This is a genomic window from Variovorax gracilis (assembly GCF_030317115.1).
Taxonomy (GTDB): domain Bacteria; phylum Pseudomonadota; class Gammaproteobacteria; order Burkholderiales; family Burkholderiaceae_C; genus Variovorax; species Variovorax gracilis.
Map to the genome: position 1 here is coordinate 273,495 of NZ_JASZYF010000007.1, position 16,842 is coordinate 290,336.

At 60.4% G+C, this 16,842-nt stretch carries 14 protein-coding genes; 11 read left to right on the forward strand and 3 right to left on the reverse strand.

The genetic code is table 11. From position 1 onward, the window contains the following. Positions 1-155 precede the first annotated feature (155 nt). On the reverse strand, positions 156-1,220 hold the full coding sequence (locus QTH97_RS16645; protein WP_286569431.1) for an amidohydrolase family protein: 1,065 nt from the start codon (positions 1,218-1,220) through the stop codon (positions 156-158). 219 nt (positions 1,221-1,439) lie between these two features. On the opposite strand from QTH97_RS16645, the gene aldA reads away from it, so the two are divergent. From aldA to QTH97_RS16690, 9 genes are all read left to right on the forward strand, one after another. After that, positions 1,440-2,870: an aldehyde dehydrogenase gene (gene aldA, locus QTH97_RS16650; protein WP_286569433.1), complete on the forward strand. Its 1,431-nt coding sequence runs from the start codon at positions 1,440-1,442 to the stop codon at positions 2,868-2,870. Between the two features lie 42 nt (positions 2,871-2,912). Beyond that, on the forward strand, positions 2,913-3,896 hold the full coding sequence (locus tag QTH97_RS16655) for a Bug family tripartite tricarboxylate transporter substrate binding protein (protein ID WP_286569435.1): 984 nt from the start codon (positions 2,913-2,915) through the stop codon (positions 3,894-3,896). A 148-nt stretch (positions 3,897-4,044) separates the two neighbouring features. Beyond that, positions 4,045-6,633: a CaiB/BaiF CoA-transferase family protein gene (locus QTH97_RS16660; RefSeq protein ID WP_286569436.1), complete on the forward strand. Its 2,589-nt coding sequence runs from the start codon at positions 4,045-4,047 to the stop codon at positions 6,631-6,633. Positions 6,634-6,644: 11 nt separating this feature from the next. Next, the gene (locus QTH97_RS16665; protein WP_286569437.1) at positions 6,645-7,769 is read left to right on the forward strand and encodes a thiolase family protein; all 1,125 of its coding nucleotides are present in this window, start codon (positions 6,645-6,647) and stop codon (positions 7,767-7,769) included. A gap of 4 nt (positions 7,770-7,773) precedes the next feature. Then, positions 7,774-8,199 carry a Zn-ribbon domain-containing OB-fold protein gene (locus QTH97_RS16670; protein ID WP_286569439.1) on the forward strand — a complete coding sequence of 142 codons (426 nt, stop codon included), beginning with the start codon at positions 7,774-7,776 and terminating at the stop codon, positions 8,197-8,199. A 138-nt stretch (positions 8,200-8,337) separates the two neighbouring features. Beyond that, on the forward strand, positions 8,338-9,093 hold the full coding sequence (locus tag QTH97_RS16675) for an SDR family NAD(P)-dependent oxidoreductase (RefSeq protein ID WP_286569440.1): 756 nt from the start codon (positions 8,338-8,340) through the stop codon (positions 9,091-9,093). A gap of 89 nt (positions 9,094-9,182) precedes the next feature. Continuing rightward, a complete protein-coding gene (locus QTH97_RS16680) occupies positions 9,183-10,151 on the forward strand; it encodes a Bug family tripartite tricarboxylate transporter substrate binding protein (protein WP_286569441.1) in 969 nt (322 codons plus the stop codon). Positions 10,152-10,201: 50 nt separating this feature from the next. Then, positions 10,202-10,969: an SDR family oxidoreductase gene (locus QTH97_RS16685; protein WP_286569484.1), complete on the forward strand. Its 768-nt coding sequence runs from the start codon at positions 10,202-10,204 to the stop codon at positions 10,967-10,969. Positions 10,970-11,048: 79 nt separating this feature from the next. Then, the gene (locus tag QTH97_RS16690; RefSeq protein WP_286569442.1) at positions 11,049-12,425 is read left to right on the forward strand and encodes an MmgE/PrpD family protein; all 1,377 of its coding nucleotides are present in this window, start codon (positions 11,049-11,051) and stop codon (positions 12,423-12,425) included. Between the two features lie 123 nt (positions 12,426-12,548). Here QTH97_RS16690 and QTH97_RS16695 read toward each other — a convergent pair whose 3' ends face one another. Beyond that, positions 12,549-13,484 (reverse strand): D-2-hydroxyacid dehydrogenase family protein, encoded by a 936-nt coding sequence (locus QTH97_RS16695; protein WP_286569443.1) that lies wholly within the window; start codon positions 13,482-13,484, stop codon positions 12,549-12,551. 147 nt (positions 13,485-13,631) lie between these two features. On the opposite strand from QTH97_RS16695, the gene QTH97_RS16700 reads away from it, so the two are divergent. After that, positions 13,632-14,312 carry a GntR family transcriptional regulator gene (locus tag QTH97_RS16700; RefSeq protein ID WP_286569444.1) on the forward strand — a complete coding sequence of 227 codons (681 nt, stop codon included), beginning with the start codon at positions 13,632-13,634 and terminating at the stop codon, positions 14,310-14,312. 65 nt (positions 14,313-14,377) lie between these two features. On the opposite strand, the gene QTH97_RS16705 is transcribed toward QTH97_RS16700, so the two are convergent. Continuing rightward, on the reverse strand, positions 14,378-15,460 hold the full coding sequence (locus QTH97_RS16705; protein ID WP_286569445.1) for a Gfo/Idh/MocA family protein: 1,083 nt from the start codon (positions 15,458-15,460) through the stop codon (positions 14,378-14,380). Positions 15,461-15,568: 108 nt separating this feature from the next. Here QTH97_RS16705 and QTH97_RS16710 point away from each other — a divergent pair, with 108 nt between their 5' ends. Further along, entirely contained in the window at positions 15,569-16,525 is a 957-nt protein-coding gene (locus QTH97_RS16710; protein WP_286569446.1) for a LysR family transcriptional regulator, read from the forward strand. The last annotated feature ends 317 nt before the right edge of the window (positions 16,526-16,842 follow it).

Below are 16,842 nucleotides of genomic sequence, written 5' to 3' on the forward strand. Positions count from 1 at the left end.
GCGGTGCATATCGCCTGAAACACTGCTCCGAGATTCTTGGCGGAGCCAGGGATGTCAAACGGAGCCACTGGCTGCGGTTGATCGCAGGCGACCGTGAAGGTCGGCCATCCGCTCGGGCGCATCGGCCCAAGCCGAGGGATCTGCCCGCGCCCGCCTCAGACTTCCAATCGATAAACCCGTCGAGCGGTCTCGCCATACAAAGACGCCTTTTCCTCCGCACTTGCGCCGGAGGTGAGGCGCTTGAAAGCATTCCAGAGTGCCGAGTACCCGGTGCCGAGCTTGTCGACGGGAAAGTTGCTCTCGAACATGCAACGCTGGACACCAAACAACTCGATGCAAGTGTCTACGTAGGGGCGCCATAGCGAAGAGAGCGCCTCTGAATCGGGCGGGGCCTCAAGCGCAACATAGTCAAAGGCGGCGAGACGAGTCACCATTCCGCCCAATTTGACGAACACGTTGGGGCAGCGGGCGACTTCGGTCATGCTGAGCTTCCAGCGGGCAAAGACCTCATCGCGCTTGCCGGCGTAGGGCCCATACCCCAGAGGCATACCCACATGTCCGAGCACGATCTGTAGCCCGGGCAAGGCCTTCGCAAGTTCCACAATGTCCGGCAGCTGCGGATGGAACACGACCGTGTCGTAGGACAGCCCAAGCCGCTGCAAGGATGACAGGCCGGCGCGAAAAGTGCCATCCAGCAAGAGGCCTGGCGGTGGGTTGGTATGGCTGTTGCCGACGATCGGATCGGCGTCCCAGCCCGCGCCGTGTCGAACGCCTCGGAATCGCCCAGCCCCAGCGGCAATGTGTGCCTCAAGCACAGCTTCAACGTTGGCACCCAAAGTCAGGTCAGCGAAGCCTACTATTCCCGCCGCAACGCGGGTCGGGCCAAATTTACCCGTTGCACTCAGCGCGGCCACGCCGGCGACGAACTCGGTTTCCCCTACGGGCCGCATTTCCATCGGACCGGAGGCCCGATACATCGCGAGGGTTTCGACGAACACCGTTGCGACGATGTTGTGGCCACTGTTCAGATCGGCTGCGAAGTCCTCAATGAGGTAACGATTGTTCGGCACGTTCCAAAGATGATGGTGAGCATCAACGATAGGTAGGTCAGGCTCAAGGACGGCTTCCGCCTTTTGGCGGGCCAGCCACTCGGCGCTTGGGGGGAAGGCGCGCCCGAACTGTGCGCGCCCTTGCGGCCGCTGCGCGGGAAAAACATCCATGGATCGACTCCTTACTTGAGGGTTGAACGTGGGCCTGCCACCTGCGAACAGGCGCTTCAAGCCAATAAATATAATTTATGCCAGCATCCGGCGCTAGGTCCCCCAGCGCGCACCTAGAGGAATAGTCCATCTCATACGTACAAACCCTCAGTCGACCTCCTGGCAAATATAAATTATATTTCGTCCACGCACACGACATCTTCAACCAGGTAGCCGCACATGACCGTCATCACTCACAGCAACTTCATCAACGGCGAGTTCTCGGCGTCCCAAGAATTTGTCGAGGTCTCCAACCCGGCCAACCACGAAGTGGTGTCCCGGGCGCCCGAATCTCAACGCGAAGAGGTCGATCTGGCCGTCTCCGCGGCGCGAGCGGCGCAGCGGGACTGGGCACATCTGCCGGCTATTGAGCGCGCAGGTTTTCTGCGCCAGGTTTCCGCGAAGGTTCGCGCATCGGCCTCGGAGTTGGCGCGCCTGGTTTCCCAGGAACAGGGCAAAGTGCTGAGCCTGGCCGCTCTCGAGGTCGCCTTCGCGGCGGATTACTTGGACTACATGGCCGAATGGGCGCGCCGTATCGAAGGCGAGGTCATCACAAGTGACCGGAGGAACGAGACCATCCTCTTGCTTCGCAAACCGCTCGGAGTCGTGGCAGGAATCCTGCCGTGGAACTTCCCGTTTCTCATGATCGTGCGAAAGATGGCTCCGGCATTGGTCACGGGCAACACGATTGTGATCAAGCCGAGTGAAGAGACGCCCAACAGCTGCTTCGCGTTCGCGAAGCTGGTCGCAGAAACTGACTTGCCTCGCGGGGTCTTCAACGTTGTCGGTGGATCCGCATCGGTAGGAAGTCAACTCTCGTCCCATGTGGGAGTAGACATGGTCAGCTTCACGGGGAGCGTTCGCGCCGGTCAAGCCATCATGGCCGCTGCAGCTCCCAACCTGACAAAGCTCAATCTGGAACTCGGTGGCAAGGCGCCCACTATCGTGCTCGACGATGCCGACATCGACTTGGCGGTGAGCGCCATCCGCTCCTCGCGAATCATCAATACGGGCCAGGCGTGCTCTTGCGCAGACCGCGTCTATGTTCAACGCCGCGTGGCCGATGAATTTACGGACAAGCTCGGCCAAGCCATGAAGGCGACGAAGTTTGGCGATCCGTTCGCGCAGAGCGACCTGGAGATGGGACCGCTGATCAATCGAAGCGCACTAGACAGGGTGGATGGTCTCGTCCGAGCTGCACTGGAGCAAGGGGCCACAGCCGTTACGGGAGGCGCGCGGGCCGACGTTGAGCGCGGCTTCCACTATCAACCCACCGTACTGGCGAATTGCAACCCGGAAATGCGGGTCATGCGCGAAGAAATCTTCGGCCCCGTGCTTCCCGTGCAAGTCGTCGAGAACGTTGAGCAAGCAATCGCCTTGGCAAACGACAGCGAATACGGGCTCACCTCTTCTATCTACACGCGCAGCCTCTCGAGTGCCATGTTGGCCTCGCGGGAGCTCAGTTTCGGCGAGACCTATGTGAACCGCGAGCATTTCGAGGCCCTGCAGGGCTACCACGCGGGGGTTCGCAAGTCAGGTATCGGGGGCGCCGACGGCAAGCACGGGCTCTACGACTACACCAGCACCCATGTTGTCTACATGCAAGCCTGAGCGGCGTCGACAGCCACTAACCCACATTTTCTGGAGACACAAATGAACCTGAACCGAGCCATCGTTCGATCCCTCAGCACGCTGCTCGCGGGCTTGAGCTTCTGCTTTAGCCTCACGGCGGCCGCGCAACCGCAAGCAGGCGAATTCCATGCGCAAAAGCCGATCAAACTCATCGTTCCGTTTCCCCCTGGCGGAGGTGCAGACATCACAGCGCGCGTGATGGCCAAGAGCGCACAGGAACGCCTTGGTCAACCGGTGGTGGTGGAGAACAAGCCGGGAGCGGAAGGTTCGATCGCGACGGACTTCGTCGCGCGAGCGCCCGCCGATGGATACACGCTGGAGATGGCGACCTTCGACACCCATTCGATCTACCCGCACGCCTATCCAAAGAGGCCGTCCAAAGCCTTGCAGTTCCGGGCGGTCGTGCCCGTCATCAAGAGCCAAATGGTACTGGTCGGAAGGCCAGGCTTGGAAGCCAAAGACACCACGGAGCTGATCGCGTTGTCGAAAAAGCGGCAGTTGACCTTCGCGAGTTGGGGGAAGGCCACGGGCTCCAGCATTGGAATGGCTGCGTTTGCTCGGGCCGCTGGGATGGAACCCTACCTTGAGGTCCCCTATCAGGGCGCAGGTCCCGCCGTATTGGGCGTGATCAGCAGCCAGGTCGACCTTATTGCCGTGCCGGTGCCGCTCGTGAAGGCTTACCCTGATCTGAAAATATACGGCGTCATGGGTAGCGAGCGCAGCCGCTATCTGCCTGACGCGCCCACCTTCCGCGAACAGAAAATCGACGTCGTCGTCGAAGGTTGGACGGGAATCCTTGCCCCTCCGGGAACGCCCGACAGCGTGATCGGTCCGCTCGCCAAGAGCCTCGGCGCGGCCGTTGCCGATCCTGAAGTTCAAAAGAGCATCCAGTCGGCATTTCTCGATCCATTCAACCAGAGCTCCACCCAGTTCCAGGCCTACCTAGACGAAGAAAGCGCGCGCTGGGCCAAGCTCGTCAAGGCTGCGAACCTCCAACTCGACTGACACGGATTGCGATTCACCATGACTTCCCGCGAATCATCAATGTTTGCAATACCTTCCGCCGGCAGAGCAGCGGCCAGACCCTATGGCAAAGCGCCGCCGCTGACCGGCGAGCACTTCACCCGAGACGTAGAGACGGTAGGTGGCTGCCATGGCTGAGACGAAACCTGGCATGCTCGCCGGCCTTCGGGTCATCGAGTACGCGGACGAAACGGGTGAGCATTGCGGCTTGCTCCTGGCGGGGCTGGGTGCCGAGGTGATCAAGGTGGAGCCTCATGGAGGCAGCCCGTCCAGGAGGATCGGCCCATTCTTCAATGACGAAGCGGGAGCCGAGAACTCCTTGTTCTTCTGGCACTTCAATCGCAACAAGCAGTCGATTGAACTGCCGCAAGATGGTGAGCAGGCTCGACAGACCCTGCAAGAGCTCCTGGTCGGCGCAGACGTGCTGCTTAACTCCAGCTGCGGCGAACTGGCCCAGCTTCTTGGTTGCAGCTTGCAGGATCTTCGCAAGCGAAACCCGAGCCTGGTCACGGCACGGCTCACGCCCTTCGGTGACGTAGGGCCCTGGAAAAACTTCAAGGGGAGTGACCTTGTTCACCTGGCCCTTGGCGGCGTGATGATGAACTGCGGCTATGACCCAGATCCATCAGACCACTACGACTTGCCGCCGATCGCACCGCAGCTATGGCACGCGTACCAGATCGCAGGTGACCAGTTGGCTATCGGCATTGCTGCAGCCATCATTCACCGAGAGCGAACCGGCGAAGGTCAGGACGTTTCGGTGGCGATCCATGAGGCAGTGTCGAAGAACACCGAACTTGATCTGATGTCTTGGATCATGCGACGCGCTCCTTTCTATCGGCAAACCTGCCGGCATGCCTCCGAGATCACGAGCCGCGTTCCCAGTCTCAGTCACACGAAAGACGGGCGTTGGATCATGACCGTGGGTGTTTCCGCCCGCGATGACGCCAAGCTCGTTCCTTTCCTTGGCCGATACGGCATGGCTGCTGACCTTCAACTCCCCGAAGAGGGCACTGATACAGGGGGCCGCAGCGTTCCTGGCGCAACCCCACTGAGCGACGCCGCAGCGCACAAGCTGGAGGTCATCCAACGCTTCGTTGGGGCTTACACCTATGACAATCTGCCATGGCGCGCGGCCCAAGACGCCGGCCTGCTCTGGGCGCCAGTGCGTAAGCCTCATGAGAACGCAACGGACCCCCATTGGGCAGCCCGTCAATCCTTCGCAGATGTCTGGCATCCCGAGCTCGGACGCAGTTTTCGGTATGCGACCAGCAAGTGGCTCAGCACCGCTACGTCTTGGCAGGTCGGTCGGCGCGCTCCCTTGCTTGGAGAGCACAACGGCAAAGCAGTCCGTGTCGAAGCAAAACCTCCACTGGAGGCCGCGCCCCTCCGGTCCGCCGCGGCACTGACTTCGGCTCTCTCGCCTCACGGAAAGCCCTTTCCGCTCCAGGGAATCCGCATCTTCGACTTCTCCTGGTTCCTCGCCTCGGCTGGAGGGACACGCATCGCAGCGGCCCTCGGCGCCGACGTCTTGAAAGTCGAATGGAAAGAGAACCCGGACACCCGAATGGCGGCAATGGCGCCCGTGGGTGGCCGCGAAGCCCGGGAAAGCGCGACGAGTCCTCTGCCGGGTGTGAAGGACGCGGATATGGGCGGGCAGTTCAACAACAAGAATTCTGGCAAGCGGGGCCTGTCGCTCAACATCCGGACGCCTGAAGGGCTAGAGATCGCCAAGCGCCTCATCGCGCAGTGCGATGTCGTGGCCGAAGGATTTTCGCCAGGCGTACTTGAGCGGCTCGGCCTGGGCTACGAGGTGCTTAAGTCGATCAAGCCCGACATCATCTACATCCAGCAGTCCGGCATGGGCGGCTACGGCACCTACGGTCGATTCCGCACCGTTGGACCTGTGGCTGCTTCATTCGCCGGCACCACGGACATGTCCGGGTTGCCCGAGCCGGCGCCGCCGGCCGGATGGGGCTACTCATACCTCGACTGGATGGGTGCCTACGGCTTCGCCTTGGCGATTTTGGGGGCCATCTATCATCGGCAACGTACCGGAGAAGGCCAGTTCATTGACTCCTCGCAGTGCGAAGCCGGCACGTTCCTCACCGGCCCCACTGTGCTGGATTGGTCTGCGAACGGAAGGACCTGGAGTCGTATCGGAAATCGCTCTCCGTACAAGTCTGCGGCGCCGCATGGAGCTTATCGCTGCGCACCGGATCCAGAACGCGGCGATGACAGATGGATCGCAATCGCCTGCTTTACCCAAGATGAATGGCTGGCATTCACCAGCGTCAGCGGTTTGCAGTCGCTTCGGGATGATGCTCGCTTCTCGAGCCTGGAAGCGCGCATGGCGCACCAGGACGAGCTCGATGTCCTCGTGAACAACTGGACGAAGAGCGTCGATGCTTACGAATGCATGACACAACTGCAAGGGGCGGGCGTCCCGGCCGGGGTATGTCAGACCGCCGGGGATCGATGTGACCGCGACCCTCAGCTCCAAGCACTCCAGTGGCTCACGGAAGTCACGGGAACCAAGATCGGACAGTGGCCCGTCGCTGAAGTACCGGCGCGGCTCGCAGCGACGCCCGCGCATTCGGCAGGCCTGGTTGGGCGTGGAGCACCGTGCTACGGGGAGGACAACGAACACATCCTCACCACGCTCCTGGATTACACGAAGGACGACGTCGCTCGTCTGCAGCGTGAAAACGTCATTTGAAAGCAGTACCTATGCCAAAGTCTCTCAAAAACAAGTTCGCCGTCGTAGGCGTCGGCAACACCGCATACGGCAGTTTCCCTGAGAAAAGCGACTATGGGCTAGGCGCTGACGCCTTCAAGCTCGCGCTCGAGGACAGCGGTCTCCAAAAGGCCCAGATTGACGGGTTGCTCTGCTGCCGCGTGCCCTACTACGCGCAGATGGGCGCGGTGCTGGGGATCGACCCACGCTGGACAGTCACTTTGCCCGGCCACGGCCGCATGTCGGGTATGGGCATCATTGAGGGAATGATGGCCCTTGAGTGCGGCGCCGCCGACTACGTGGCCTTGATCTACACGAACATTGGTAGGTCGCGCAGGATGAACTATGGCGGCGAAGACATGGCGGGAATTTGGGATCCCTGGGGGATGACGTCACCAGGTGCGGCCCATGCACTGATGTTCCAGATGCACATGGCTCAGTACGGCACCACCACACGACAGCTTGCCGAGGTTTCCGTCGCGTTCAGAGAACACGCCATCCTGAACCCAAACGCGGTCATGCGACACCCCATCACGATTGATGATCATGAGCGCTCGCGCCGCATCGTTGAGCCGCTGGGGTTGCTGGACTACTGCCTGGTCAACGACGGTGCGGTGTGCATGATTCTGACAACGAAGGAGCGGGCGCAAGATTTGAAGAAGCCGCCTGTTTACATCTCCGGCTACGGGGCGCAGGACGCGTTCTCCAGAAGTTCCATCTCGAACTTCGACGAAAACTTTTGGTACGAAGAAACCCGTTCGGCGGGGCAGCAAGCGTACGAGATGGCGGGCGTATCGAACAGCGACATCGATGGGCTCATGGCGTACGACAACTTCAGCCCGACGGTTCTGTTCAGCCTGGAGGGTTTGGGCTTTTGCGAGCGCGGCGATTCTGGGTCCTTCGTCGAGGGAGGCTCTCTGCGCCTGGGTTCCAGGCTTCCCACCAACACCGATGGAGGCCACCTTTCCAACTCGTACATGCAAGGTTGGGCGCTCAACGTCGAAGCAGTCAGGCAGGTTCGTGGCGAATGTGGCGAACGCCAAATACCGGACTGCAATGTCGTGCAGTACATCCAAGCCTGTCCCTGCACGCGTTCGATCATCTACACACGAGGCTGAAGCCATGACCCAACAAAGCATGTCCGAGACCTACACCAAGCCGTTGCCCAAGATCGACTCGCTCACACGTCCGTATTGGGACCACGCTAAGAAACACGAACTTTCCGTGCAACGGTGCACAGCGTGCGGTGACTGCCATTTTCCACCCGGGCCCGTGTGTCCCGTCTGCCTGTCCGACGACCAGGAGTGGCAGGTGGTCAGCGGCCGGGGAACTCTGGTTTCGTGGGGGAAGTTTCACAAGGCGTACTGGTCGGGCTTTGCCGACGAACTGCCATACAACGTCTGTCTGGTTCGCCTCGAAGAAGGACCGCTGATCGTGAGCAACTTCCGGGAAGACGGGGGGCCGCCGCCAAAGGTCGGAATGGAGGTTCGGGCAGTGTTCGACGACGTGACCGAAGAGGTTTCACTCGTGCGATTCACATCTGCCTGAAGGGCCCCGCGCGAGCGCAGCTCATTTTGCGCTTCCTTGCTTTGAGCCTGCGCTAGTTGGCTTCGTGCTCGGGCCAACTGGGCGCGCGCCCGGCACAGCATCGACTTGATGGCTCATTCACAAGATCAGGAGAACGTAATGGGAAAACTCGAAGGCAAAACTGCAATCGTCACCGGCTCAGGACAGAACATCGGAGCGGCGATCGCGAAGATGTTCGCACGCGAAGGGGCGAATGTCGTCGTCAACGGCTCTTCCAACAAGGAAAGTGTCAATGCAACCGTCGAAGCTATCAAGCAAGGCGGAGGCAGGGCCATGGGCGTGATGGCCGATGTTGGTGATCCCGAGCAAATCGAGGCCATGGTCAGACAAGCTGAAGAGATGTTCGGAGCTGTCGACATCACGGTGAGCAACGTCGGTCGCCGTTTGAAGTTGAAGTTTGAGGACATCAGTGTTTCAGATTGGCAAAACACCATCAACAGCAACCTGAGTTCATGCTTTTACATGGCTCGATCGGCCACGCCTGGCATGCGAGAGCGGCGCTGGGGTCGCCTGATCCACATTTCGGGATATGACGGCTTCACGGGTCACACTGGGGAACGCGCTGCGAATGTCACCGCCAAGGCGGGTATGCATGGCCTGACAAAGGCGCTGGCAAGGGAGCTGGGAGTGCACAACATCACATGCAACACGGTCGTGCCAGGCTACATCAACACGGTGCGGGACATGACCCAGTACAGCCACTTTGACCTTGAGAAAGTCGTCGCCTCGATTCCCCTTGGACACAGCGGGCACGTGGATGACATTGCGAAGGCCTGCCTATTCCTCGCAAGTGAAGGGGGCGACTTCATCAGCGGCCAAGCGCTGCACGTAAACGGTGGCGAGTTCATGTTCTAGTGCCCTCATTTCTTGCTGCTCCCAAAACCCCATGCCCGAGGTCTGCAGGCCCTTCGGCCCGATCGAACTATCGCCTTCCGGAGATTCAAATGCACGGTCTACGACCAACCTTTCTGCTTCCCGTCATGTTTTGCTTTGCGTTGGGTCCTCAAGCACTCGCCCAGCAAAAGTCGGAAGGCTTTCGGGCCGAGAAGCCCGTCAAGATCATCGTGCCTTTCTCGCCGGGCGGTACGGTCGACCTCGCGGCGCGTGTTCTCGCTAAAGCAGCACAAGAGCAGCTTGGGCAGCCGGTAGTGGTAGAGAACAAACCCGGAGCGAGTGGCGCTATTGCGGGCGAGTTCGTAGCGCGCGCACCCGCGGATGGCTATACGTTGCAGATGGCCAGCTTCGATACGCATTCCATCTATCCCCATGTTTATCCCAAGAGCCGATACAAGGCACAGGACTTCAGAGCGGTCACAGCGGTCGCGAAGTCTCAGCTCGTCCTTGCTGGCCGACCCGGTTTGGAGGCCAAGACGCTCCCTGAGCTCATAGCCTTGTCGCGCAAGCGCAAGCTGAGCTTTGCGAGCTGGGGAAAGGCCACAGGGTCGAGTCTCACCGTTCATGCATTCACCAGGGAGGCGGGCCTCGAGCCATTCTTGGAAGTGCCCTATCAAGGCTCTGCGCCTGCCGTGCTGGCGGTCGCTGGTGGCCAGGTGGACTTGATTGCCATGGGAGTGCCGGTTGCGAGGTCCCATCCCGAGCTGACCTTCTTCGGCGTGATCGCAAGCGAAAGAAGCCCTCATCTGCCCCACGTCCCAACGCTTCGAGAACAAAATATTGACGTGGTCGCTGAAGGATGGCTCGGCCTCGTGGCTCCGCCAGGGACACCCTCCAGCGTAGTTGAACCCCTGTCGAAAAGCATGAACGCGGCAGTTGCCGATCCCGAGACGCAAAAGGCCATTCGCTCGGCCAGCCTCGACTCGTTCATCCTGACCGCGCCGCAGTTTCAAGCCTTCTTCGACGAACAAAGCAATCGTTGGGAAAAAATTGTGAAGGCCGCTGGAATTGCGGAGTAGGCACAGCATGTGTGCTCAACGGACTGCTCAACATCAAACTTGGAGTTACTGTGGATCTCGGCATATCAGGTAGGCATGCGGTCGTATGCGGTGCGAGCAAAGGTCTTGGCCTAGGATGCGCACGCGTCCTCGCCAGCGAGGGGGCGCGAGTCACTCTCGTAGCGCGCGGGCGAGACGATCTGGAGCGCGCGGCGCAAGAGCTACAAAGAGAGGTTGGAATCGTTTCGACCGTCTGCGCCGATGTCTCGACCGAATTTGGTCGACAACGGATTGTTGAGGAATGCGGCGACGTCGACATCCTTATCAACAACGCAGGCGGACCCAAGCCCGGCGGATTCCGAGACTGGACTCGAGAGGACTGGATCTCGGCGCTGGACAGCAATGCTCTCAGCGCGGTGTTTCTGACGAGGGCTTTCATCGATGGAATGATCGCGCGACGATTCGGGCGCATCGTCAACATCACTTCAATCGGGGTGAAGCAGCCACAACCAATGCTGGGCTTGTCGACCAGTGCGCGGCTCGCCTTGACTGGGTTCGTGGCCAGCGTCGCGCGTGAGGTGGCAATGCACAACGTCACTATCAATAACCTGCTTCCGGGTTACTTTGACACCCTCCGCTTGCGCACGGCCCTGGAAGCGTGGGAGGGCCAAGGCGAACGTCAAGCTGCCCCAGCGCTCGAGGAGAAGATCCCTGCGGGGAGGTTGGGGACCCCTGAAGAGTTCGGCGCAATGTGCGCCTTTGTGTGCAGCAAGCAAGCCTCATACATGACGGGCCAGAACATCCTTCTCGACGGAGGCATCTACGCTGGCACCCTGTAGGTTGACCGCTATGGGGGGAGTTTCTGCACCGTCACTTCGCATTCGTGCTGGCGTCGATACCGGCATTCAGGAGAGCACCTTGAGCAATGATGTAGCCAATTCGGACAACGCCAACGCATCAGGCGTGACCTCAGCGGTCGTGGAGCGCGCGGCGCGCCTTTATCATGGGGAGCACACGGACGACGCACTGATGTTGGGAAAGCAGTGCATGCTCGACTGGTTCGGAGTCGCACTGGCAGGGGCTAAAGAGCCATTGGTTCAAATGCTCGTAGCCCAGGCGGAGGAAGAGGGTAGCTCTGCCGTCGCTACCGTTTTACAGCGGAAGATGCGGTACAGCGCGCGTCAAGCAGCCTTGATTAATGGCGCCATGGGTCACGCGATCGATTACGACGACACGATCGTCGCGGGACTCGGGCACATGACGGCGGCAGTCCTTCCTGCGGCCCTCGCTGCCGCAGAGACGAATAAAAAGAGCGGCGCGCGCTTGCTGGCCGCGTTCGTGGCTGGCTATGAGGCGGCGGTCATGGTAGGCCGTTTCGTCGGGATGGACCACTACAACCGCGGTTTCCATGGAACGGCGACCATCGGTGCTTTTGGTGCGGCGTCGGCGGCAGGCTTGTTGATGGACCTGGAACCGGAGGCGCTCGCGCGGGCCCTTGGGATTGCGGGTACTCAGGCCGCCGGGCTCAAAGGTCAGTTCGCAACCATGTGCAAGCCGTTGCACGCCGGAAAGGCCAGCGAGAACGGCCTCTTTGGCGCTCAACTTGCGCGCCGCGGCTTCACCAGCCGTCTGGATATTCTGGAGTGCTCGCAAGGCTTTGCCTTTACTCAGAGTTCGGGAGGCGACACAGAGGCGGCGCTGGCGCCGGCCAGTGGGGGAGCGCACATCTCGGAGAATTTGTTCAAGTTCAGTGCGGCCTGCTACGGCACGCACGGTGCAATCAGTGCGGCACGCCGGCTACGCGATGAGCACAACCTCGTTCCAGACCAGATCCGAAGGGTGGTACTTCGGGTTGAACCGGGTGCGGACTCCATGTGCAACATCGCCGCCCCAGAGACCGGCCTCCAAGCAAAGTTCAGCCTGCGGTTTAACACTGCGCTAGCGCTATTTGGTGAAGACACATCACTGCCATCAACTTACACCGATGAGCTTACCCAGCGCGCGGACCTGTGCTCTTTGCGCGACCGGATTGCCGTACGGCCAATGCAACGCGGTTGGCCTATGTGCCTCACTGAGGTCGACGTCGAGCTGAACGACGGACGGCTCTTACAGGCCAGTTGCGACACCGGCATGCCGGCCACTGACCTGGTCGAGCAGGGGCGCCGCCTGCACGACAAATTCGGAGTATTGGCAAGCGATGTCATCGGACAGGTGCGTGCCAAACAACTGGCGGAGGCGATCGATCACGTCGACCAAATTCCGGACATACGAGAGTTGCTCGAGATCGTCCGATAACAGCGTCAGTCCGAACGTTCTTCGGTACTCGTCTCCAAGGCGAGTGACTGTCGCCGCGCGATGCGCGGGTGGACCAGGCTTGGCTGCTCGGCCAGGTCTCACATCACGCAGGGGTGCCCCGCCTCACAATTTGCCGTCTAGGTAAGCGGTGACGTTCTTGACCGTGCCTTCATAGAAGGCGCGCAAATTGTCTTCTGTCGTATATCCGAGATGCGGGGTCAACAGTACATTGTTCAGCCCGCGTAACGGGTGTGACGGAGACAGGGGTTCTTCCTCAAAGACGTCGATTGCGGCCCCACCGATGCGGTTGCCCCGCAGCGTGTCGAGCAAGGCGTCCGTATCGACCAGGCCTGCGCGCGCGGTGTTTACCAAGAAGGCATCGGGTTTCATCAAGTCGAGCTCTCTGCGCCCGACCAGGTGGCGCGTACGTTCGCTCAGGACGACATGGAGGCTCACGAAATCGCTTCTGGCGAACAACTGGTCCTTCGTGACGTGGGTCGCGCCAGCATCGCTCGCCGATGCGGCGGTCATGTTCTGGCTCCAAGCGATAACCTCCATGCCAAACGCCTTTCCGATCGCCGCCATGTGACTTCCCAGTCGACCCAACCCGACAAGGCCGAGAGTCTGACCGCGTAGCCGTCGCCCGTAGGTCGTTTGCCAAGCGCCCTGGCGCATCGCGGGAATCTCCACCGCAAGATGACGGGAAAGCGCGATGATCAATCCCCACGCCAGCTCTGTCGTCCCATCAGTGCCGGGAGGTCCTTCCGCGTACGCCAAGCGGATGCCCCGCTCCTCGGCTGCCGCCGTGTCCAGAGTGCGATGATGGGGGCCAGTGATGGAGAAAAACTTTGCGTTCGGAAGCCGTTCAATCAGAGACCGAGGCATCGCCATCCGCTCACGGAGAAAACACAGGACGTCGAAATCGCGGAGTTCCGCAGCTGCCTCGACTTCCGAGAGGTGCCGGTCGAACACCTTGACCTCGGCGCGGGTTTGGACAGCGGTCCAGTCCGCGAGTCGCAGAGCAATCCGTTGGTAGTCATCGAGAATCGCAATCCGCATAGGGTCCACCTTCTCGAAAGATCAGGTTCTGCCAAAGGCAGGCGTGGAGTAAAATATAAATTATACGGCGCTCTGCTGCGTCTATCAGCGGGCACGTGTGTCCGCGCGTAGACCTCCGGGGCTCTGCAAATCGTGCAAGGAATCATCGTGGCGTTCGTGACAAAGTTGGATCAGGTTGCCGAGAAGCTGCGAGAGCGGATCATTGCTGGCGAGTACGCCCGAGGCGAGAAGCTCAAGCAGGTCCAAATCGCAGAAGAGCTTGGTGTGTCCGTTACCCCTGTCCGTGAGGCACTCAAGGCCCTCGAGATGGAGGGATACATCGTTAGCAGGCCTCACCAAGGACTGTCGATCCCAGAGTTCGATCTCGAGGATGCGCAGGAGATCCTTGAACTGCGGATGACCCTTGAGCGCCAGCTGACGCGCCGTGCGGTCGAACGCCTGACCAAGGAAGGCTTGGAAAGCCTACATGAAGCGCAACGCGATTACATCCGAGGGGCCAAAGCCAACGACCTTCAGCTTGCGCGGCGGGCCAATGTTAGGTTCCATTTTCGCCTTTACGAGTTGGCTGAGCGCCCGCAGACGCTGCAGTTTGTGCGCGTCCTTTGGGCCAAGTATCCTTTCATCACGTCCGAGCGTGGCCAGACTGCGCGCGCAAAGGTGGTCATCCAGGAACACAACGCCTTCCTCAAGTTCGCAGGCGCTGGCGAGGTCGACAAAGCGGTTGACGCCATGTGCTCTCACATCGGGTCTGGCTGGGATGACATATCGATGATCCGTACTGCGGAGTTGGCTGCGTCGCGCGATGAGCTAGTCGCGAGAGCGGCCTAGCAGCTCCCCTGAGGAGACGCACCGGCGATCGCCAGTGGTCTGCGATGCCATGAAGCGCGTCGCACCTAAACGCCGAATGCCTCCGACTTTTGGCGGATCTCGTCGATGAGCCGGTGCTGTCGTATCGCGTCCTCGAAACTCGGCGCATCGGTCGAGCTGGTCCGTTTGTCGCGGGCATAGGCCGCGTACAGGTACGCCACATCCTGAACGCTTGCATCCAGGTGCGAGACGGGCAGCGGCATGTATTCCGCAGGGGTCGGCATTAGTTTGAATGAACCGGTGTCGTCGCTCATCGCCCAGACGGCATGGTCTTCAGGGTTCTGAAAGCCTCGCGGGTTTGTGATCCGCAGGGCGCCTTTGGTCCCCGTGATGTCAATCTGCAGGCCCGTGCGGTTTACCTGTCCGCCTTCAAGCTGGACAGTGAACAAGCCACCTCCGGACAGCTTGCCCATAACCATCACTTGATTTGCTCCTGCCGACGGGACCTTTTCACCTGTCTCTGCAATGGTCGTTATGGGGAACTGGCTTTCCATCACCGCAGCCAGTTGTTCAGGGAAGCCGACGCCCTGGAAAAGGACATCGTGGAAGTGCCCGCCGTACACGGGCAGCAGGTAGGTGAAGTTCGCGGGATCGAGTACCCACTTGACTGCCTCCGGCATCACAGCGCCGAAGGCGTCCACCCCGACCGACATCCGAACCGACCTGATTTTCCCCACGTGCCCTTGGCGTACCAAATCGCGCCAATAGCGGTGGGCTGGTGAAAAGCGACGCTGCAGGCCAATGACGTGCTTAATGCCCTTGACCTTCGCCAACGTCAGAATCTGTTCTGACTCGGCTGTCGTGGTGGACAGCGGCCACTCAGTGTAGACATCCTTGCCCGCAGCAATCACGGCCCTTGCCAGGCGACCGTGCTCGGGAGTCGGTGCCAACACCACGACCAGGTCGACGTCGGGATCAGCGATGAGCTCCTCAGCGCTGCCGAATGAACGCTGAATGCTGAACTGCTTTGCATATCCTTGGACCTTCGTCAAATTCCGGCCTGCCAAGGCAACAATCTCGAACTGCTCCAGTGCTTGGAGCGCAGGGATGTGGCCGTACCGGGCCCAGCCTCCACTGCCGATTATTCCTACGCGAATTTTTGCACTCATCGTGATCCTTTGTTCCTAAGGGGTCATGGTAGGGCGCTATCCACCATGGATTAAGGTAGGCGCCGCTCAGCTTATCGATGACAATTTGTCCTGAATGAGAGGCGTGCAATGGACAAACTGAGCGGCCTAGAAGTGTTTGTACAAACGGCGCAGGCACAGAGCTTCGTGGCTGCTGGGCGCCTGCTTGGCATTTCAGCATCGGCGGTCAGCAAAAGCATCAGCCGGCTTGAAGAGCGCGTCGCGGTCCGGCTGTTTCAGCGAAGTACAAGGTCGGTTCGGCTGACTTCCGAAGGCGAAGTTTTTCTTGCACGCTGCCGCCGCATCATTGAGGACGTGGAAGCGGCAGAGAACGAGCTTTCGGCCTTGAACGAGCGGCCGCGCGGGCGGCTGAAGGTCGGTCTACCCCTTGCTGCAGGCCTGCCGCTCCCGGTGGTCTCGGCATTCATGGCCCGGCATCCCGAGATTGAACTGGACCTCGCTTTCAGCGATCGGGTCGCGGACGCGATCGATGAGGGTCTGGACGTGGTTATCCGCGGCGGCGAGCTGAAAGACTCACGGCTGGTTTCAAAGCGATTGGGTATATCCCGGCTGTGCCTCGTAGCGACGCCCGGTTATCTCAAGGCACGAGGAACACCTGTCAGGCCGGACGACCTCGTAAATCACAGCTGCCTGCACTATCGTTCCCCGACCTCCGGCAAGCTTGAAGACTGGCCCTTCCGAAAATCATCGTATACCAAGTCCGGCCTTGTGTTGCCGATGACTTTGGCTAGTAGCAGCTTGCTTGCGCTCCTTCATCTCGCCGAGGACGGACGCGGCATCGCTTGCGTGCCCGACTTCGCGGTGCAAGGCGCGTTGGCTGACGGGCGACTGCAGGTGGTGCTGGACACGCACTTAGACAGCGCGATCGTTTTCCAGATTTTGTGGCCGAGCAGCAAACATATGGCTCCGAAGGTTCGGGCGTTCGTCGACTTCGTGGTGGAACGGTTTGGGAGCGAACTCGACGCAGGCGCAGGCCAGCGAAAGAAGCGCCGCGTTCCGACAACGACCATTGACATGGAGCGTTGAGCGGTTGTTCCGGGGCCCTAACCCGCCCTACCGCGGACGCCAGATGATCCATAAACGGCTGTTTGATAGCGCCGCCCTTCAAGTGCAGGGTGGACCAGCGACGGAGCGGACGACCGTTGTCACTCGGCGGCCAAACTCGAAGGACAGCAGACATGGATGGGTCTTCGGGGGGGAATCCCCCTGCCCCCTCCTCTGCCCTGCACCGATCGCCCTGGTTTCATCTTTTCGATGGCTCCCATCTCGCAACCTCTGACAGGGGTGCATAACCAGGGCAAATGGTGGGCTTTCATCCTTCGTACGATCACCCTCTCCTACTC